This window comes from Phycicoccus jejuensis (assembly GCF_000720925.1).
Classification (GTDB): domain Bacteria; phylum Actinomycetota; class Actinomycetes; order Actinomycetales; family Dermatophilaceae; genus Phycicoccus; species Phycicoccus jejuensis.
Window position 1 is genome coordinate 143,409 of the sequence record NZ_JOEE01000007.1, and the last position, 18,734, is coordinate 162,142.

Here is an 18,734-nt window from a genome sequence, read left to right on the forward strand (position 1 = left end):
GGGCGGCCGCGCCCCGCCCCGTGCCAGACTCGCGCGGGTGGCCGACTTCGAGCTGACGACGGACGAGCTGCGCGCGGTCGCCGGGTACGCCGCCGACTGCGCCGAGCCGGCGCTCGTCGTGTGGGACCGCGCCCACCCCGACGACGACCGGCCGCGCGCCGCGATGGACGCGGCCCGCGAGTTCGCGCAGGGCGCGCCGCGCTCGAACCTCCAGCGCCGCACCGCGACCGACGCCCACCGCGCCGGGCGGGAGGCATCCACCGAGGCGGCGAAGCACGCGGCGACGGCCGCCGGTGACGCCGCGGCCGCCGCCTACCTGCACCCGCTCGCGAACGCCACGCAGCTGCGGCATCTCCTCGGCGCCGCGGTGCACGCGGCCCGGGCCGCCGAGCTGTACCGGGGCGACGACCCCGTGGTCGCCGAGTACGTGCTCGACGCCGCGGCCCGGCGGGCGGGCCCGGTCGTCCTCGACGTCCTGTCGCGCTACCCCCGGGCACCGGAGGGCGGTAGTCGCGTGGCGACGCTCCTGCACCGGCTCGACGTGCTGCTGCGCGACCCTCCCCCGCCGAAGCGCGTCGTCGACGACCCCGGCCCGTTCTTCCACGGCACCCGGGCCGACCTCCGTCCCGGTGACGTGCTGACGCCGGGCTGGCGCTCGAACTTCGGGTCGGGCCGCCCCATGAAGCACATCTACGTCACGGCCTCGTCGAACGGCGCCCCCCTGGCGGCCGAGCTCGCGCGCGGCGACGGGCCACCCCGCGTCTACCGGGTCGAGCCGCTCGGCCCGCTCGAGGACGACCCCAACGTCACCGACAAGCGCTTCCCGGGCAACCCGACCCGCTCCTACCGCACGACCGAGGGCGTCCGCGTCGTCGAGGAGGTGCTCGACTGGGAGCCCCCGGACGCCGCGCTGGTGCAGCGCCTCCGCGACTCCTCCGGCGAGCTGGCCGAGCTCGGCATCGAGGCGATGGATTGACCTGGGAGGTCGCCACTGGGCAGGACACCATGAGCAGCGTCACCCACGTCGGGCACATCCTTCACGGCCGCCGTCGCGGGAGCCCGACTGTCGGACGGTCCGGGGTGGAGCGCCCCGCGCCCCACCCCGACCAACTCCTGGACCTCTTACCGGTCAGTAGTCGTGCAGGGAGCTGACCCGGTTCGCGATCCCCGCGTAGACGTTGCGACCGTGCCCGTCGTAGTGGGTGTGTGAGACCCAGTGCTCGCCGGTGTAGCCCGCACCGTCCCAGAGGTCCCAGTCGTGACCGGTCCGGTTGTAGGTGCTCTCGATGTTGTTGTTCATGCCGGTGGGCCCGATGTTGTCCCCGAGGTTGGCGTCGCCCACCGAGAACGTCGCCATGACACCCGTGCCGTTGGGCCCGGTGAAGACGCACATCTTGAAGTTCGGGCAACGGTCGTACCCAGTCGCCGCCGATGCGGATGGGGCGGCTGCCACGGCGAGGAGTGCGGCTCCGACCAGTCCCGTGGCGACTCGATGCTTCCTGCGCATGATGCTCCTTCTGTGAGTAGGCGGACCAGACGTGGTCCATGAGAAAGGAAGCCCCCGAGTCCCCCCGGACAGCCCCCCGGCCGGACGCTAGCAGCGCTGAGACCGAGCCGCACGGCGAGAGCGAAGCAGGCTGCCCCACAGCCCTTTCGACGTGCGAGGGATCAACGCCACCGAACGGGCATACGAAGCAGCCATGCATCCCACTGGCGCCTGAACCGCTCACCGGCGATGGCGGCCTCGGGGCGCACCTATACGCGCGCTCCGAGAGGTCGGCACGGAGCAGCCCACTGCGCCCGTCAGAGACGGAACACGAGGCCGGCGGCGCGAGCGTGGAAGCCACAGCAGCCGGTCAGTGTCGAGCTCCCGGGGCGCGGTCCGGCGCCCAGCTGAACCAGGGTGCCTTGTGTTCAGAGGACGACGGTCGGGTCGCCGCAGCGTCGCCCTCAGCCCGCCACAGTCCTCCGCGTTCCGCGCCGCCATTCGGTCGACGGCGCCGCGACCAGCGCGATTCCGTGACCCGCCGGGTGGTCACGTAGCGTTTTCGGGTGACCACCCCCACGCGACCCCACCCCCGCCGCGCCGCGCTCGCCCTCGCCGGGGCGCTCGCCGTCACCCTCGCCGGCTGCTCGACCGGCACCCCCGAGGCGGCCCCGACCAGCGCGACCGCGTCGAGCACCGCCGCGTCGCCCTCGGCCTCGGCGACCCCGTCGCCCAGCGAGACCCCGAGCTGCGCCGACACGACGTACGAGGCGATGACCGCGGACCAGCGGCTCGGCCAGCTGCTCATGGTCGGCTTCGACACCAACGCCTCGCTCGACGCGCTCGACACGACCATCACGAAGGACCACGTCGGCAACGTCATCTACCTCGGCGGCTGGGAGGGCGCCGAGAAGGTGTCGACCACCTCCGAGCACCTCCAGGGGCTCGTGTCCCGCAAGGCCACGGCCGGCATCGACCTGATGATCGCCGCCGACCAGGAGGGCGGCGAGGTGCACCAGCTGCGCGGCGAGGGCTTCACCCGCCCGCCGACCGCGAGCGAGCAGGCGCGGATGTCCTCGTCCGCGCTGCGCAAGGCCGCCGCCGGCTGGGCCGAGGAGCTCAAGGACGCCGGGGTCAACGTCAACCTCGCCCCGGTCACCGACACCGTGCCGGCCGACCTCGGCCGCGGCAACGAGCCGATCGGCAAGTACGAGCGCGAGTACGGGTCGGACCCGAAGACCGTCGAGAAGGCGTCGACGGCGTTCATCGAGGGGATGCTCGACGGCGGCGTCGAGGCGACGGTCAAGCACTTCCCGGGGCTCGGCCGCATCCGCAACAACACCGACTTCCACAGCACCGGCATCACCGACCCGACGACGACGAAGGACGACGCCTACCTCGAGCCGTTCGCCGCGGGCGTCGACGCCGGCGCCGGCCTCGTCATGGTCGGCTCGGCGAACTACGCGAAGATCGACCCCGGCGTGCCGGCGATGTTCTCGCGCACGGTCGTCACCGACATGCTGCGCGGCGACCTCGGCTTCGACGGTGTCGTCATCACCGACGACGTCAACGCGCAGTCCGTCCGCTCCACCTCCCCCGGGCAGCGCGCCGTCAAGTTCGTCGAGGCGGGCGGCGACATCACGCTGACCGGCGACGCGTCCGTGGCCCCCGCGATGCTCGAGGCGCTCACCGCGAAGGCGGCCAAGGACGACGACTTCGCGCAGCAGGTCGACGCCTCGGTGCACCGCGTGCTCGACCTCAAGGACCGGATGGGCCTGCTGCCCTGCTCGTCGTCGTCGTCGAAGGCCGGGGACTGACGGCGGGCACCCCTCCCGCCGCGGCCCGGACCGGCCTAGGCTCGACGGGGTGACGGCCTCCCCTTCCACCGCACCGGCCCCGGTCATCGTCCTGGCGTCCGGCGAGCACACCGACACCCTCCTCGACGTCTTCTGGCGCTACTCGCGCGAGTACGACCTGCGCACCGCCGGCTCGTGCCGCGAGGCGTGCGACGTCACCGAGGACGCCCTCGCGCAGGGCCACCAGGTGGCGATGTTCGTCACCGACTCACGCCTGCCCGACGAGGAGAACGTGCTCGCCGCCTTCGCGGAGTGGCGCCACCTCGTGCCGACCGCGCGCCGGCTCGTCGTCGCGCCGTACGACCGGTTCCTCTCCGACGCCCCGCGGCTGCGCTCCGGCATGGCCAAGGGCAAGTACGACGCGTACCTCCTCATGCCGCGCGGCACGCGGGACGAGGAGTTCCACCACTCCGTGACCGAGCTGCTCAGCGAGTGGGGCTGGACCGCGACCGACCCCGACGTCGTCGTCGCCAAGATCGTCGCGCCGCCGGGTGACGTCGTGGCCCAGCAGGTCCGCGACTTCTTCGACCGGATGGGCATCCCCTGCCGCTCGGTCGAGCCCGACAGCGAGATCGGCCGGCACGTGGCCGAGCACTTCCCCGAGGACGCCGGCTACCCGCGGGTCTGGGCCGCCAACCGCGACCCCATCGTCGCGACGTCGGTGCGCGACGTCGCCCGCTCGTTCTTCGACACCCAGGCCGAGCGCGAGATGGACGCCGCCGCAGGGGCATCCGTCGTCGACGTCGCGGTCGTCGGTGGTGGACCCGCGGGGCTCGCGACGGCGGTCTACGCGGCATCCGAGGGACTCTCGACGATCGTCCTCGACGGCAGCGCCATCGGCGGGCAGGCCGGCACGAGCTCGATGATCCGCAACTACCTCGGCTTCCCGCGCGGCGTCTCCGGGATGCGGCTGGCCCAGCGGGCGCGCAACCAGGCGCTGCGCTTCGGTACGCGCTTCCACACCGGGTGGGAGGTCGAGCAGCTGGTCGCGGGCGCCGAGGGCGGGCCACACCTGTTGCGCGGCAGCGACTTCGAGATCAGTGCGCGGTCGGTGGTCGTCGCGTCCGGTGTCGACTACCGACACCTCGGCGTGCCGTCGGTCGAGGCGCTGGTCGGGCGCGGCGTCAACTACGGCGCGGCGATGTCGCTCTCGCGCGAGATGGAGGACCAGGACGTCGTCGTCGTCGGGGGCGGCAACTCCGCCGGTCAGGCCGCGGTGCACCTGGCGCGCTTCGCGCGGTCGGTGACCGTGGTCGTGCGCCGGCCGTCGCTGTCGGAGACGATGTCGGCCTACCTCGTCGGCGAGATCGAGTTCAACCCGCGCATCAGCGTCGAGCCGTGCACGCAGGTCGTCGACGCCGGCGGGGATGGCCGCCTCGAGTGGGTGGCGTTGCGCGACACCACGACCGGCGAGACGCGGCAGCGCCCGGCGTACGGACTCTTCCTGCTGCTCGGGGCCGAGCCGCACTGCGGCTGGCTGCCCGACGAGGTCGCGCTCGACGAGCGCGGCTTCGTCCTCACCGGGCGCGACGTGCCGAAGGACCGCTGGGTCGACGGCCTGCCGCCCGAGAACCTCGCGACGAGCGTGCCCGGCATCTTCGCCGCCGGTGACGTGCGGGCCGGCTCGATGAAGCGGGTCGCGGCGGCCACCGGCGAGGGCGCGTCCGCCGTCCCGCTCGTGCACGCCTGGCTGAGCCCCGGCGACGCCTGAGGGGTCCCGCCGGGGGTGGCCCCGGCAGCGCGCGTCAGGCCGAGACGACCGTCACCGGCATCGAGGAGTCGGCCGGGATGCCGAGGTCCGACGGCGGCCGGCCCTTGAGCACCATCTGCGCGCCGAGCGCGGCGACCATCGCCCCGTTGTCGGTGCAGAGCTTGGGCCGGGGCACGCGCAGCTCGATGCCCGCGGCGTCGCAGCGCTCCTGCGCCATCGCCCGCAGCCGCGAGTTGGCCGCCACGCCGCCGCCGATCTGCAGGTGACCGACGCCGTGCTCGCGGCAGGCGTCGATCGCCTTGCGGGTCAGCACGTCGGTCACGGCCTCCTGGAAGCTGGCGGCGACGTCGGCGACCGGGACCGACTCTCCCGCAGCCTCCTTCGCGGCGACCCAGCGCGAGACGGCGGTCTTGAGCCCGGAGAACGAGAAGTCGAAGCGGTGGCGCTCCATGTCACGCCCGCCGGTCAGCCCACGCGGGAAGTCGATGACGACCTGCCCCTCGCGCGCGACGCGGTCGATGTGCGGGCCGCCGGGGAACGGCAGCCCGAGGACGCGCGCGACCTTGTCGAACGCCTCCCCCGCCGCGTCGTCGATCGTCGACCCGAGGCTGCGCACGTCGTGCGTGACGTCGGGGACGAGCAGCAGCGAGGAGTGCCCGCCGCTGACGAGCATCGCGAGGGTCGGCTCGGGCAGCGGGCCGTGCTCGACGATGTCGACGGCCACGTGGCTCGCGAGGTGGTTGACGCCGTGCAGCGGCACGCCGAGCGAGAGGGCCAGCGCCTTGGCCGACGCGACACCCACCATGAGGGCGCCGGCCAGACCCGGGCCGGAGGTGACGGCCACGGCGTCGACGTCGCGGAGCGTGACGCCGGCCTCGGCGCAGGCCCGCTCGATCGTCGGGACCATCGCCTCGAGGTGGGCTCGGCTCGCGACCTCGGGCACGACCCCGCCGAAGCGCGCGTGCTCGTCGACGCTGCTCGCGATGGCGTCGAACAGGAGGGTCTCGCCGCGGACGAGGCCGACACCGGTCTCGTCGCACGAGGTCTCGATGCCGAGGACGAGGGGCTCGTCAGTCATCTGCGGCTCCGTTCTGCTGGAGGGACTTTCGCATGACGAAGGCGTCGACGCCCCCGGGGTAGTAGCGGCGACGGCGGCTGATGACCGCGTAGCCGGACGACTCGTAGAGGCCGATGGCCGGCGCGTTGTCGGCCCGCACCTCGAGGAGGACGTGCGCGGCGCCGCGGGAGAGGGCCCGTCGCTCGAGGTCCGCCAGCAGCACGCGGCCGAGGCCCTGCCCGCGTGCCTCCGGGGAGACCGCGACGGTCATGACGTCCGAGACGTCGCCGCCGTGGTCGAGCCCGCCGTAGCCGAGGAGCGTGCCCGCGTCGTCGGCCGCGACGACGTAGTCGCGCCGGGGTCGGGCCGCGAGCTCGGACCACCACGACGCCTCGCTCCAGGCGTCGTCGGGGAACAGCGACGCCTCGAGCGCCGCGAGGCCGGTGACGTCCGGCCAGCGCGCGTCGCGGAGGGTCGCGGCGCTCATCGCGCGGCGCGCTCCGCGGTGGTCAGGGCGTCCGGGCGGCGCAGGTAGAGAGGCTCGACGGGCATCGGCGTGCCCGCGGCGAGGCGGCGCGCGGCGACCCGCGCGAGCACGCCGGGGTCGACGTCGAGGACGTCGGCCAGCGGCGCCTCGAACAGCTCGGCGTACAGCAGCGGGCCACGGCCGGCGGTGGGCAGGGCGCGGACCTCGGCGGGCAGGCCGGTCGGCGCCTCGACGGCCGGCTCGGTAACCGCCTCGGCGGCGCCGTCGGCTCCGCGGCGGTAGCGGGCCCAGTAGACCTCGCGCCGGCGGGCGTCGGTCGCGACGAGGACCTCGTCGGCGTCGGTGGCGGCCAGCGCCTGCTCGGCGAGGACGTCGAGCGAGCAGACGCCGTGCACCGGGACGTCGAGCGCGTAACCCATCGTCACGGCCGTCACCATCCCGACGCGCAGGCCGGTGAACGGCCCCGGGCCGGTGCCGACGGCGAGGTCGGTGACGTCGCGGACGCCCGCGCCGGCCTGCGCGAGGGTGCGCTCGACGAGCGGGGCGAGCAGCTCGGTGTGGGCACGGGCGTTGACCTCGACGCCGACGACCGGCTGCTCTCCGTCGCGCAGGACGGCGACGCCGATGGCCGAGGTGGAGGTGTCGAGGGCGAGGGTCAGCACGGCTCTCCTCCGAGGGGTGCGAGGGGGTCGGGGGCTTCGGCATCGGCCGCGTCGGCGGTGGCGTCGACCGCCCAGCGGCCGCCGACGCCGGTGACCGTGGCGGTACGGCGCTCGGTCTCGGGGTCGACGTCGAGCACGACCTCGAGCCGGTCGTCGGCGAGGCCCTCGGCGAGGCCGTGGCCCCACTCGACGACGGTGACCGACTCCTCGACGCTGGCGTCGAGGTCGAGGTCGTCGAGCTCGAGGGCGCCGCCGAGGCGGTAGGCGTCGACGTGGACGAGCGCCGGCCCGCCGACGGTCGAGGGGTGCACGCGCGCGATGACGAACGTCGGGGAGGTCACCGCTCCCCGCACGCCGAGGGCCTCGCCGAGGCCCTGGGTGAGGGTGGTCTTCCCGGCGCCGAGGCCGCCGGTGAGGACGACGAGGTCGCCCGCCCGCAGCACCCCGCCGAGGGCGGTGCCGAGGGCCCGGGTGTCGTCGACCTCGGGCAGCACGAACCGACGGGCGCTCACGAGGCCGCCTCCCTGCGGGCCCGGCCGGCCCGCCGCTTCTTCGAGATGTCCTGGACGGTGCGCCGCACGCGCGGCTTGCTGCTGACCGGCACGCCCTCGGCCACGGCTCGCTGGGCGCGCTGGATGAGCGCGAGCAGCTGCTCGGTGACGAGGTCAGGGTGCTCGAGCATGAGGATGTGCCCGGCGTCCTCGACGACGACGTGCTCGGCGCCGGGGACGTGCCGGACGATGTCCTCGGAGTGCGAGGCCGGCGTGATGAGGTCGCCGGCGCCGTTGATGACGAGGAGCTCGACACCGGTCAGCGCCTGAAGCGACGGCACGAGGTCGAGGCCGTCGATGTCCGGCAGGAAGGCGGCCATCACGTCGAACGAGGTCTCGAAGATCATCTCGGCGACGAGGTCGACCAGGGCCGGGCTGACCGGCGAGTCGAAGGCCCAGCGGGCGACGGCGAGGTCCTGGACGCCCTTGCCCATCTTCCGCAGGACGCCGATCGGGCCGGCGTGGCGGGAGAGGCGGGTCAGCACGCCCGGCCCGAGGGAGCCGACGACCCGACCGACGAGCGGTCCGAGGCCGAACTCGGTCACCTCGTGGCCGCCCGGCGAGGTCGAGACGAGCGCGACGGCGAGGACGCGGTCGCGCACCACGTCGGGGTGCTGGCCGGCGAAGGACATCACGCTCATCCCGCCCATCGAGTGGCCGATGAGCACGACCGGGCCGGTCGGGCAGGTGGCCTCGATGACGGCGGCGAGGTCGAGGCCGAGCCGGGCGACGGTGCACGTGGAGAGGTCCGGAGTGGAGGAGCGGCCGTGCCCGCGCTGGTCGTAGGTGACGACGCGCAGCCCCTCGTCGAGCAGCGCGCGCCGCTGGAGCACCCACGACTGCATGGTGAGGGCGAAGCCGTGGGCCATGACGACCGTCGGGGTGCGCCCGGCGAGGCGGCCGCGGCTCGCGGTGCGCGGGGCGTCGATCTCGACGTGGAGGTCGACGCCGTCGTCGGTGCGCACCGTCAGCGACTCGCTCGGGACGTGACCCCAGCCCTCGACGGGGTCGCCGAGGTCGGGGCGCATCGCCGGCCCGCGGCGGACGCGGTCGCCGACGGCTCCGAGCAGCCCGAGCGGCCCTCCGGTGGGACGGGTGGGCATCAAGCGCCCTCCCCGACCACGACCCGGGGCAGACGGGGGGCCATCCGGGTGACGACCTCGTAGTTGATGGTGCCGGCGGCCTGCGCCCAGTCCTGGGCCGTGGGCTCGCCGTCGGCTCCGCGGCCGAGGACGGTCACCTCGTCGCCGGGAGCGCCGTCGAAGTCCGGGCCGAGGTCGAGGACGAACTGGTCCATGCAGACCCGTCCACCGATGGCGTACCGGCGGCCCCCGACCTGCACCGGACCGGCGTTGCCGGCGTGCCGCGGGATGCCGTCCGCGTAGCCCATCGGGACGAGGCCGAGCACGGTGTCGCGGTCGGTCGTGTACTCGTGGCCGTAGCTGACGCCCTGGCCGGCGCGGGCGCGCTTGACCTGGGTGAGGCGGGCCGTCACGCGCATCGCCTCGCGCAGGCCGAAGTCGGCCGGGCTGCCGAGGTCGGGCACGGGCGAGAGCCCGTAGACCGCGAGGCCGGGGCGAACGAGGTCGAAGTGCGCGGAGGGGTTGGTGAGCGTCGCGGCGGAGTTGGCGAGGTGGCGCAGGCCGGGGTCGACGCCGGCGGCCTCGAGCTCGGCGACGGCCTCGACGAAGCGCTCCTGCTGGGCGCGGACGGTCGGGTGCTGCGGGGCGTCGGCCCACGCGAAGTGCGACCACGTGCCCGTGACGCGGACGGCGCCCTCGGCGACGGCGGCCGCGAGCGCGTGCGTGAACTCGCTCCAGTCGGTGAGGACGCCGCCGCGGCCGAGGCCGGTGTCGACCTTGGCCTGGACGGGGGCGGTGGTGCCGCGCTGGCGGGCGGCGGCGACGACGGCGTCGAGGTTCCAGCGGCTGCCGACGGTGAGGTCGACGTCCGCGTCGAGGGCGGCGCCGAGGTCGGCCTGCGGCGGGTAGATCCACGTGAGGAGAGGGGCGTCGACGCCGGCGGCGCGCAGCGCCAGGGCCTCCTCGAGCTGGGCGACACCCAGCCAGGTGGCGCCACCGGCGAGGGCGGCGCGGGCTGCGGTGACGAGGCCGTGGCCGTAGGCGTCGGCCTTGACGACGGCCATGACCTGGGCCGGGGCGCAGCGACGCACGAGCGCGGCGACGTTGTCGCGGATGGCCGCGGCATCCACCGTCACCCACGCGGACGCACCCGTCGGCGCGGTCGCTCGGGCGGGTGCGGTGGGGGCGGGGTGGTCGGTCATGAGCCTGTCCAGTCTAGGACCGCAGGTCGGGCCGGGTCCGCGGAGGTCACGAGACGCGGGCCCGATGCGGTCCGATCGGCGGAGGCAGTCACGGTGCGGGTGCCGGGGCCGGCCAGGTGCGGCCCCCACCCGGAAGCGCTCGAACCTGAGAGCGGACCCCCAATAGGTGCTCTCCCAGCCTCCTGTCACCGCGGAAGGAATCCCTTCCATCCCGGAAGGTTTCCCTGCCACCGCGGAAGGAGTCCCTTCCACCGGCAAGGTCTTCCTTCCACCTAGCAACGTTTCCCTTCCACGGCACAAGGGAGTGGTTGCCGGCGGAAGGGAAACCTTGCGGCCTGATGGCAGTGGTTGCGGCTGGAAGGTAAACCTTCCGCTCCGCATGGAGGCTGGGAGGGTACATATTCGCTCCCCGCTCTCAGGAACGCGCCCGGCCCGTCCCTCCGCTCCCGGCTCAGCGGCGGAGGAGTGCGGCCACGGTCTCGGGCACGGCCCGTGCCACGTCGAGGGCGCGCACCGGTCCACCGGGGTTGGCCCGGTCGGCGGCGACGCCGTGCACCAGCGCCCCGAGGGCTCCTGCGACGTCCGCCCGCAGGCTCGACGCGAGCAGCGTCCCGACCACCCCGGCCAGCACGTCCCCCGCCCCGGCCGTCCCGAGCCACGCCGGCGCGTCCGCCTGCGACCACACCGGCGCACCATCCCCCGGCGGCACGACGAGCGTCGTCGACCCCTTGAGCAGCACCGTCGCCCCGGTCACCTCGGCCAGCCGCCGGGCGTGCCGCAGCGGCGCCGCCTCGACGGCCGCGCGCTCCACGTCCTCGCCGGTCAGCCGCGACAGCAGCCGCGCGCACTCCCCCGCGTGCGGCGTCAGCAGCGTCACCCGCTCGGCCCGCTTGCGCAGCACCGCGGCGTTGAGCAGGTCCAGCCCGCCGGCGTCCACGAGCACCGGCTCGTCACCGGCGAGCGCGTCCCGCGCGGCGTCGAGCTGGGCCTTCGACCCCGCCGCCCGCGACGTCGTGTCGAGCCCGGGCCCGACGACCCACGCCTGCACCCGCCCGACACCGTGCGTCACCTCGGGCACGTGCGCGCGCACGAGCCCCTCGGGCGTGGGGGTCCCGACGTACCGGACCATCCCCGCCCCCGCCTCGACGGCCGCCGTCGTGCACAGCAGCGCGGCGCCCGTGTAGGACTCCCCGCCGGCCACGACCCCCAGCACCCCGCGCGAGTACTTGTCGTCCCGCGGCCCGGGCACCGGCCACATGCCGGCGACGTCGTCGTGGTCGATGCGGCGCACCACGGGGACGGCATCGACCTCCAGCCCGATGTCGACGACGGTCAGCGCGCCGCACGCCTGCTCGGTCGGGGTCAGCAGGTGCACCGGCTTGGCGACCGAGAACGTCACCGTCTCGTCGGCGAGCACCCCGTCGGCGTCGAAGACCTCGCCGGCCGGGTCCTGGCCCGAGGGCAGGTCGACCGCCAGCACGTACGCCGACTCCGGCACCGCCGACACCCACGCAGCCGCCCACTCCGGCAGCCCCGGCCGCGCCCCGATGCCGAGGATGCCGTCGAGGACGAGGTCGGCCTCGGCGACCAGCGCCACGTCACCGCTCAGCACGACGCCCGCGGCCTCAGCCGCCGCGCGCGCCCCTCCGTGCACCGTCTCACCGACGAGCGCGACGGCCGCGTACCCGGCCTCGGCCAGGGAGGCCGCCGCGTACAGCGCGTCGGCGCCGTTGTTGCCCGGCCCGACGAGCGCCACGACCGAGCGGCCCCCGCGCTCCTCGAGCCGCGCCGCGGCCACCGCCGCCAGCCCCTCGACGGCGCGCGCCATCAGCTCGCCGTCCGCGAGCGACGCCATGAGCGCCTCCTCGGCGGCGTACACCGCGGCGGTCCCGTGGCCCTCGATCATCGCTGCTCCTCCCGCTCCGCGACGACGACCGCCGAGGCGATCCCGGCGTCGTGCGAGAGCGACACGTGGATGGACGTGATGCCGAGCTCGGCGACGGCCGCCTCGACGGTGCCGCGCAGCCGGAAGGCCGGCCGGCGGTCGGCTCCCCGGACGACCTCGGCGTCGTGCCACTGCAGGCCGACGGGCGCCCCGAGCGCCTTGGCCAGGGCCTCCTTGGCCGCGAACCGCGCCGCCCGCGAGTTGAGCGGCAGCACCCGCTCCCCCTCGGTGAACAGCCGCTCCCCGAGGCGCGGCGTGCGCTCGAGCGTCGCGCCGAAGCGCTCGACGTCGACGACGTCGATCCCGACCCCGACGATCACCGCGCCACCGGCGTCATGCCGCCGCCCTCGACGTCACTCGACCGTGACCGACTTCGCGAGGTTGCGCGGCTGGTCGACGTCGAGGCCCTTGGCCGTCGCCAGGTGCAGCGCGAAGACCTGCAGCGGCACGACCGCCAGCAGCGGCGCGAGCATCGGCGAGCACTGCGGGATGCGGACGACCTCGCTGGCGAACGGCTCGACGTCCTCGTCGCCGTCGTGGGCGATGACGAGGGTGCGCGCACCGCGGGCGCGGATCTCCTGGATGTTGGAGACGACCTTCTTGTGCAGCTCGTGCGGGGTGTCCGGACCGGGCACGACGACGAACACCGGCTGGCCGGGCTCGATGAGCGCGATCGGGCCGTGCTTGAGCTCGCCGGCCGCGAAGCCCTCGGCGTGGATGTACGCGAGCTCCTTGAGCTTGAGCGCGCCCTCCATCGCCACCGGGTAGCCGACGTTGCGGCCGAGGAAGAGCACCGTGCGGGTGTCGGCCATGAACTCGGCCATCTCCTGCACGCGGCCCATCCGGCCGAGCAGGTCCTCGATCTTCGCGGGGATCTCGGCGAGCTCGGCCATGACGGCCTTCGCGTCGTCGGCGTAGGTCTCGCCGCGCAGCTGCGCGAGGTAGAGCCCGAGGACGTAGCAGGCGGTGATCTGCGCGAGGAAGGCCTTGGTGGAGGCGACGGCGATCTCGGGGCCGGCGTGCGTGTAGAGCACCGCGTCGGACTCGCGCGGGATCGTCGAGCCGTGCGTGTTGCAGATCGAGAGGGTCATCGCGCCGAGCTCGGTGGCGTGCTTGACCGCCATCAGCGTGTCCATCGTCTCGCCGGACTGGCTGATCGAGACCACGAGCGTGTCCTCGTCGACGATCGGGTCGCAGTAGCGGAACTCGTGGGCGAGGGCGACCTCGACCGGGATGCGCGTCCAGTGCTCGATCGCGTACTTGGCGACCATGCCGGCGTACGACGCGGTGCCGCACGCGACGATCGTGATGCGCCGCACCTGGCGCAGCCGCTCCTCGGAGATGCGGACCTCGTCGAGCACGAGCGCGCCCGACTCGTCGGTGCGCCCGAGCAGCGTGTCGGCGACGGCGTGGGGCTGCTCGTGGATCTCCTTCTCCATGAACGTCGCGTAGCCGCCCTTCTCGGCGGCGGCGGCGTCCCAGGTGACCTCGTAGGACTTGCCCACGGCCGGCGCGCCGTCGAAGCCGATGACCGAGTGGCCGTCCGGGGTGATCGTGACGATCTGGTCCTGGCCCAGCTCGAGCGCGTGGCGGGTGTAGCCGATGAAGGCCGCGACGTCGCTGCCGAGGAAGTTCTCGCCGTCGCCGAGGCCGACGACGAGCGGGCTGTTGCGCCGCGCACCGACGACGACGCCAGGGCTGTCGGCGTGGACGGCGAGGAGCGTGAACGCGCCCTCGAGCCGGCCGACGACGGCCCGCATCGCCTCGGTGAGGTCGCCGAGACGGTCGTACTCGCGCCCGACGAGCTTGGCCGCGACCTCGGTGTCGGTCTCGGAGAGGAACTCGACGCCCTCGGCGAGCAGCTCCTTCTTCAGCGCGTGGAAGTTCTCGATGATGCCGTTGTGGATGAGCGCCAGCCGGTCACCGTCGCCGCCGCGGTGCGGGTGCGCGTTGCCGTCGGTCGGGCCGCCGTGCGTCGCCCAGCGGGTGTGGCCGATGCCGGTGCGCGAGGGGGCCAGCGGGTGCGCCTCGAGGGCGGAACGGAGGTTCTCGAGCTTGCCGGCGCGCTTCTCGGTGCTCACGCCGTCGTCGGTGACGAGGGCGACGCCCGCGGAGTCGTAGCCCCGGTACTCCAGGCGGCTCAGGCCCTCCATGACGACGTCGAGCGCCGTCCCGTCCATGCTCCGGCCGACGTAGCCGACGATTCCACACATGGCGGGCAGCCTATCCGCTGGCGGCCCCCGCCCCCGCACCGGCGCGGGCCCGTGCGGGCCCCCGGCGGCGGGTCCGGACGGCCCGTGGGGACGGGGGTTCCGCGGCCTCGCAGGACCGATGCGGAATGATGCAGGGGTGACCGCAACGGAGCAGGCACTGGCGCGCCTCGGCGTGACCGGGGCCGCCGGGGTGCCGACCCCGTACGTGGAGCTGGACCGGGGGACCTGGTCCCGGCTGCGCGAGGAGCACCCCATGAGCCTCACGCAGGACGACATCTCGCGCCTGCGCGGCCTCGGCGACCGCCTCGACCTGCGCGAGGTCGAGGACGTCTACCTGCCCCTCTCGCGACTCCTGCACTTCTACGTCGAGGCCGTCCACGGCCTGCGGCTCGCGACGAGCGAGTTCCTCGGCGAGCGCCCGAGCCGCGTCCCGTTCGTCGTCGGCGTCGCCGGGTCGGTGGCCGTCGGCAAGTCGACGACGGCCCGCATCCTGCGCGAGCTGATGTCGCGCTGGCCCCACACCCCGCGCGTCGAGCTCGTGACGACCGACGGCTTCCTCTACCCCAACGCCGAGCTCGAGCGGCGAGGGCTGCTGCAGCGCAAGGGTTTCCCCGAGTCCTACGACCGCCGCGCGCTGCTCCGCTTCGTCGCCGACGTCAAGTCGGGAATGCCGGTGGTCGAGGCGCCGCAGTACTCGCACCTCACCTACGACGTGCTGCCCGAGCCGCTCGAGGTGCGCAAGCCGGACGTCCTCATCGTCGAGGGGCTCAACGTCCTGCAGCCCCCGGGCGTGCGCCCCGACGGCGAGAGCACCATCGCCGTCTCGGACTTCTTCGACTTCTCGGTCTACGTCGACGCCCCCGTCGACGAGGTGCGGCGCTGGTACGTCGAGCGCTTCCTGCGCCTGCGCCAGACGGCGTTCGCCGACCCGCAGTCCTACTTCCACCGGTACGCCGACCTCAGCGACTCGCAGGCGCGCGAGACCGCGGCCGGCATCTGGTCGGCGATCAACGAGCCCAACCTCGTCGAGAACGTCCAGCCCACCCGGGAGCGGGCGACGCTCGTCCTCAGCAAGGGCGCCGACCACGCCGTCACGAAGATCCGGCTGCGCAAGATCTGACGCTCGACCGCGTCATCGCCCCCCGACACAGCACGACGGGCCCCGGCGTGCTGCCGGGGCCCGTCGTCGTGGTGCGGGTGTCGCCTCAGTACCAGTGCGGCGAGCGCGCCTGCCACTGCGACAGGGCGTTGCACGGCGTGCCGTACGAGCGCTTGATGTAGTCCAGGCCCCACTTGATCTGCGTGACCGGGTTGGTGCGCCAGTCGCTGGCGACGCTCGACATCTTGCTCGCGGGGAGCGACTGCGGGATGCCGTAGGCGCCCGAGGAGGAGTTCTCGGCCCACCAGCGCCAGTCGCTCTCGCCGATCCACAGTTGCTCGAGGCAGCCCCACTGGCCGGAGCCGAAGCCGTACTCGGGCAGGAGCAGGCGCGCGACGGACTTGGGGTCCTCCTGCGCGTTCTCGAGCACCTTCTTGCGCTCGGCGGCGCGGGCAGCGCGCTCCTGCGCGACCTGGCGCTTCTTCGCGAGCGCCGCAGCCTCGGCCTTCTGCTTCGCGTCGGCCTTCGCGGCGACGACGGACTTCTGGACGTTGGTCGCCGAGCGGTCGGACGCGACGCGGGCCGCGTCCTCGAGGGCGACCTGGCTCTCGTGCGTCGAACTGGCTGTGGCCGACTCGTCGAAGGCGAGGGCGGTGGCGTCGGCGTTGGCCGAGTCCTCGAAGGTGCCGCTGAGGGCGATGCCGCTCGTGACGACGGCGGCGACGAGACTGGTCGAGACCAGCGGCCGTCCGACCACGGACACGGCGGTCCGCCCGAGCGACCGCTTGGGAGCGGCGTGACGCGGGGCGTGACGCGGGGTGTATCGGGCCATGGGGGACCGGTGGACCTTCCAGGGGTGGGGGGCTCGGGGCGTGGTGCAGCCACGAGCGGCGTTACGGAATCGAGACCTTAGCCTAGGTGGAGAGGCGCCGACGGCCGAAATCGGCCCCTGAGCATCCGCTCAGACGAGCAGGTCAGGGGCCGTTCGGTCAGACCTCGAGCCCTTCGAGCAGGTCGGTCACGAGGGCCGCGATCGGGCTGCGCTCGGAGCGGGTCAGCGTCACGTGGGCGAACAGCGGGTGCCCCTTGAGCGCCTCGACGACCGCCACGACGCCGTCGTGCCGCCCGACCCGCAGGTTGTCGCGCTGCGCGACGTCGTGGGTGAGGACCACCTTGGAGTTCTGACCGATCCGCGACAGGACGGTGAGCAGGACGTTGCGCTCGAGGCTCTGCGCCTCGTCGACGATGACGTACGCATCGTGCAGGCTGCGCCCGCGGATGTGGGTCAGCGGCAGGACCTCGAGCATCCCGCGGTCGAGGATCTCCTCGACCACCTCGCGCGACACCAGCGCGGAGAGGGTGTCGAAGACCGCCTGCCCCCAGGGGTTCATCTTCTCGGCCTCGGACCCCGGCAGGTAGCCCAGCTCCTGGCCGCCGACCGCGTAGAGGGGACGGAAGACGACGACCTTGCGCTGCTGGCGGCGCTCCATCACGGCCTCGAGGCCGGCGCACAGCGCGAGCGCCGACTTGCCGGTGCCGGCGCGCCCGCCGAGGCTGACGATGCCCACGTCGGGGTCGAGCAGCAGGTCGAGCGCGATCCGCTGCTCGGCGCTGCGGCCGTGCAGGCCGAAGGCGTCGCGGTCGCCGCGCACCATCCGCACCTGCTTGTCCGGGCCGACGCGCCCGAGTCCGGAGCCCCGCGGCGAGATGAGCTTGAGCCCGGTGTGGCAGGGCATCTCCGCCGCGCCGGCGTGCTCGAGGCGGCCGTACTCGTAGAGGTGGTCCATCTCCTCGACGCTGACGTCGAGCTCGGCCATCCCGGTCCAGCCGGACTCGACGGCGAGCTCGGCGCGGTACTCCTCGGCGTCCAGCCCGCAGGCCGAGGCCTTGACCCGCATCGGCAGGTCCTTGCTGACGACCGTGACCAGGTGTCCCTCGTTCGCGAGGTTGCGGGCGACGGCGAGGATGCGGGTGTCGTTGTCGCCGAGCCGGAAGCCGGCCGGCAGGGACATCGGGTCGGTGTGGTTGAGCTCGACGCGCAGCGTCCCGCCGACCTCGCCGACCTCGACCGGGGCGTCGAGGCGCCCGGCCTTGATGCGCAGGTCGTCGAGCATCCGCAGCGCCTGGCGCGCGAAGTAGCCGAGCTCGGGGTGGTGGCGCTTGGCCTCGAGCTCGGTGACGACGACGACGGGGAGGACGACCTCGTGCTCGGCGAACCGGAGGATGGCCCGGGGGTCGGACAGCAGGACCGAGGTGTCGAGGACGAAGGTCCGGCGCGGCTCCTCTCCCGCTCGCGTGCTGGCTGCCGTCGGCGTGGTCGAGGTCATGTGCCGCTCCCGGTGGTCGGAGGAGGATCGTGGCTCGACGCTACGACCGCCTCCGGGCCCCGGCGGGAGGCGAGGACCGGCGTGTCGGCACCCGCGTGACAGCAGTGAACAGGTGTGACGTCTGGGACGAGATGTCATCCGTTCGACCCCGTCCGTCACCAGCCGTTCACCCGAGGCGGACGACCCCGCGGCGAGGACGTCCCGGAGGTCCCGCCCGCTCAGGAGCCGAAGCGGCGGTGGCGCTCCCCGTAGGCCCGCAGCGCCCGCAGGAAGTCGACCTTGCGGAAGTCGGGCCAGTAGGCCTCGCAGAAGTAGAACTCGCTGTGCGCGCTCTGCCACAGGAGGAACCCCGAGAGGCGCTGCTCCCCCGAGGTGCGGATGACGAGGTCGGGGTCGGGCTGCCCCTTGGTGTAGAGGTGCTCGGCGATGTGCTCGACGTCGATGACCTCGGCGAGCTCCTCGATGCTCGTGCCGCGCGTCGCGTGCTCGTGCAGGAGGCTGCGGACCGCGTCGGCGATCTCGCGCCGGCCGCCGTAACCGACCGCGACGTTGACGAGCATCCCGTCGACCTCGCGGGTGCGCTCCGCGGCCGCCTTGAGGCGCTGGGCCGTCGCCGCGGGCAGCAGGTCGAGGGCGCCGACCGGGTTGACCCGCCACTGCATCGTCGCCGCGATGGAGTCGACGGAGTTTTCGATGATGCCGAGCAGCGGGCGCAGCTCGCGCTCCGGGCGGTTGAGGTTGTCGGTCGAGAGCAGCCACAGGGTGACGAGCTCGACGCCCACCTCCTCGCACCACGCGAGCAGGTTGAGGATGTTGTCGGCGCCGGCGCGGTGCCCCTCCTCGGTCCCGGCGCCCCGCTGCTTGGCCCAGCGGCGGTTGCCGTCGACGAGGACTCCGACGTGGCGCGGCACCGGCGCTCCCCCGAGCTGACGGGCCACCCGCTTGGCGTACGCGGCGTAGAGGACGTCGCTGAGCCGCCGCATGCCAGCCGCCCTTCCCGTGCGCTTCCGGATCCGGCCGCCCGGCGGGGCGACCGCGGCCCACGGTACTCCGCGC

At 74.0% G+C, this 18,734-nt stretch carries 17 protein-coding genes; 4 read left to right on the forward strand and 13 right to left on the reverse strand.

Annotated features, from left to right (window positions below; all coding sequences use genetic code 11):
• Positions 1-37: 37 nt before the first annotated feature.
• Positions 38-976 carry an NAD(+)--rifampin ADP-ribosyltransferase gene (gene arr, locus IG69_RS23185; protein WP_030528834.1) on the forward strand — a complete coding sequence of 313 codons (939 nt, stop codon included), beginning with the start codon at positions 38-40 and terminating at the stop codon, positions 974-976.
• 153 nt (positions 977-1,129) lie between these two features.
• Here the strand turns inward: arr and IG69_RS0114220 are convergent, their stop codons facing one another.
• Positions 1,130-1,453, reverse strand: coding sequence for a peptidase inhibitor family I36 protein (locus IG69_RS0114220; RefSeq protein WP_169742070.1), 324 nt, complete (start codon positions 1,451-1,453; stop codon positions 1,130-1,132).
• A 599-nt stretch (positions 1,454-2,052) separates the two neighbouring features.
• On the opposite strand from IG69_RS0114220, the gene IG69_RS0114225 reads away from it, so the two are divergent.
• Both IG69_RS0114225 and IG69_RS0114230 read left to right on the forward strand, forming a co-directional pair.
• Entirely contained in the window at positions 2,053-3,303 is a 1,251-nt protein-coding gene (locus tag IG69_RS0114225) for a glycoside hydrolase family 3 N-terminal domain-containing protein (protein WP_036830202.1), read from the forward strand.
• A gap of 49 nt (positions 3,304-3,352) precedes the next feature.
• The gene (locus IG69_RS0114230; protein ID WP_030528837.1) at positions 3,353-5,053 is read left to right on the forward strand and encodes an NAD(P)/FAD-dependent oxidoreductase; all 1,701 of its coding nucleotides are present in this window, start codon (positions 3,353-3,355) and stop codon (positions 5,051-5,053) included.
• 34 nt (positions 5,054-5,087) lie between these two features.
• On the opposite strand, the gene tsaD is transcribed toward IG69_RS0114230, so the two are convergent.
• The 9 genes from tsaD to glmS all read right to left on the reverse strand — a co-directional run bounded on the left by tsaD (position 5,088) and on the right by glmS (position 14,252).
• Positions 5,088-6,131, reverse strand: coding sequence for a tRNA (adenosine(37)-N6)-threonylcarbamoyltransferase complex transferase subunit TsaD (tsaD, locus tag IG69_RS0114235; RefSeq protein WP_030528838.1), 1,044 nt, complete (start codon positions 6,129-6,131; stop codon positions 5,088-5,090).
• The gene (gene rimI / locus IG69_RS0114240; RefSeq protein ID WP_036830205.1) at positions 6,124-6,597 is read right to left on the reverse strand and encodes a ribosomal protein S18-alanine N-acetyltransferase; all 474 of its coding nucleotides are present in this window, start codon (positions 6,595-6,597) and stop codon (positions 6,124-6,126) included. The genes tsaD and rimI overlap by 8 nt, the downstream gene beginning before the upstream one ends.
• Positions 6,594-7,259, reverse strand: coding sequence for a tRNA (adenosine(37)-N6)-threonylcarbamoyltransferase complex dimerization subunit type 1 TsaB (tsaB, locus tag IG69_RS0114245; protein ID WP_030528839.1), 666 nt, complete (start codon positions 7,257-7,259; stop codon positions 6,594-6,596). The genes rimI and tsaB overlap by 4 nt, the downstream gene beginning before the upstream one ends.
• Complete coding sequence (gene tsaE / locus IG69_RS0114250) at positions 7,253-7,771, reverse strand: tRNA (adenosine(37)-N6)-threonylcarbamoyltransferase complex ATPase subunit type 1 TsaE (RefSeq protein ID WP_084696818.1); 519 nt, start codon at positions 7,769-7,771, stop codon at positions 7,253-7,255. Before tsaE ends, tsaB begins: the two co-directional genes overlap by 7 nt.
• Positions 7,768-8,913 carry an alpha/beta fold hydrolase gene (locus IG69_RS0114255; protein WP_051750583.1) on the reverse strand — a complete coding sequence of 382 codons (1,146 nt, stop codon included), beginning with the start codon at positions 8,911-8,913 and terminating at the stop codon, positions 7,768-7,770. Before IG69_RS0114255 ends, tsaE begins: the two co-directional genes overlap by 4 nt.
• Positions 8,913-10,094: an alanine racemase gene (alr, locus tag IG69_RS0114260; RefSeq protein ID WP_036830207.1), complete on the reverse strand. Its 1,182-nt coding sequence runs from the start codon at positions 10,092-10,094 to the stop codon at positions 8,913-8,915. The genes IG69_RS0114255 and alr overlap by 1 nt, the downstream gene beginning before the upstream one ends.
• A 451-nt stretch (positions 10,095-10,545) precedes the next feature.
• Entirely contained in the window at positions 10,546-12,000 is a 1,455-nt protein-coding gene (locus IG69_RS0114265; protein ID WP_030528843.1) for a bifunctional ADP-dependent NAD(P)H-hydrate dehydratase/NAD(P)H-hydrate epimerase, read from the reverse strand.
• Entirely contained in the window at positions 11,997-12,359 is a 363-nt protein-coding gene (locus IG69_RS0114270) for a holo-ACP synthase (protein ID WP_030528844.1), read from the reverse strand. Before IG69_RS0114270 ends, IG69_RS0114265 begins: the two co-directional genes overlap by 4 nt.
• 33 nt (positions 12,360-12,392) lie before the next feature.
• A complete protein-coding gene (gene glmS / locus IG69_RS0114275) occupies positions 12,393-14,252 on the reverse strand; it encodes a glutamine--fructose-6-phosphate transaminase (isomerizing) (RefSeq protein ID WP_030528845.1) in 1,860 nt (619 codons plus the stop codon).
• A gap of 118 nt (positions 14,253-14,370) precedes the next feature.
• Here glmS and coaA point away from each other — a divergent pair, with 118 nt between their 5' ends.
• Complete coding sequence (coaA, locus tag IG69_RS0114280) at positions 14,371-15,372, forward strand: type I pantothenate kinase (RefSeq protein WP_084696819.1); 1,002 nt, start codon at positions 14,371-14,373, stop codon at positions 15,370-15,372.
• Between the two features lie 85 nt (positions 15,373-15,457).
• Here the strand turns inward: coaA and IG69_RS0114285 are convergent, their stop codons facing one another.
• The 3 genes from IG69_RS0114285 to IG69_RS0114295 all read right to left on the reverse strand — a co-directional run bounded on the left by IG69_RS0114285 (position 15,458) and on the right by IG69_RS0114295 (position 18,661).
• Complete coding sequence (locus IG69_RS0114285) at positions 15,458-16,114, reverse strand: aggregation-promoting factor C-terminal-like domain-containing protein (protein ID WP_157577606.1); 657 nt, start codon at positions 16,112-16,114, stop codon at positions 15,458-15,460.
• 226 nt (positions 16,115-16,340) lie between these two features.
• Positions 16,341-17,678 (reverse strand): RNA 5'-3' helicase PhoH2, encoded by a 1,338-nt coding sequence (gene phoH2, locus IG69_RS0114290; RefSeq protein ID WP_036830209.1) that lies wholly within the window; start codon positions 17,676-17,678, stop codon positions 16,341-16,343.
• Positions 17,679-17,896: 218 nt separating this feature from the next.
• Positions 17,897-18,661 (reverse strand): isoprenyl transferase, encoded by a 765-nt coding sequence (locus IG69_RS0114295; protein ID WP_030528849.1) that lies wholly within the window; start codon positions 18,659-18,661, stop codon positions 17,897-17,899.
• Positions 18,662-18,734 lie beyond the last annotated feature (73 nt).

Coding starts and splice junctions, on each gene's coding strand:
- tsaD (WP_030528838.1), bottom strand. CDS start 6,131: ATGACTGACGAGCCCCTCGTCCTCGGCATCGAGACCTCGTGCGACGAG.
- rimI (WP_036830205.1), bottom strand. CDS start 6,597: ATGAGCGCCGCGACCCTCCGCGACGCGCGCTGGCCGGACGTCACCGGC.
- IG69_RS0114255 (WP_051750583.1), bottom strand. CDS start 8,913: ATGCCCACCCGTCCCACCGGAGGGCCGCTCGGGCTGCTCGGAGCCGTC.
- alr (WP_036830207.1), bottom strand. CDS start 10,094: ATGACCGACCACCCCGCCCCCACCGCACCCGCCCGAGCGACCGCGCCG.
- IG69_RS0114265 (WP_030528843.1), bottom strand. CDS start 12,000: ATGATCGAGGGCCACGGGACCGCCGCGGTGTACGCCGCCGAGGAGGCG.
- glmS (WP_030528845.1), bottom strand. CDS start 14,252: ATGTGTGGAATCGTCGGCTACGTCGGCCGGAGCATGGACGGGACGGCG.
- coaA (WP_084696819.1), top strand. CDS start 14,371: ATGCGGAATGATGCAGGGGTGACCGCAACGGAGCAGGCACTGGCGCGC.
- phoH2 (WP_036830209.1), bottom strand. CDS start 17,678: ATGACCTCGACCACGCCGACGGCAGCCAGCACGCGAGCGGGAGAGGAG.
- IG69_RS0114295 (WP_030528849.1), bottom strand. CDS start 18,661: ATGCGGCGGCTCAGCGACGTCCTCTACGCCGCGTACGCCAAGCGGGTG.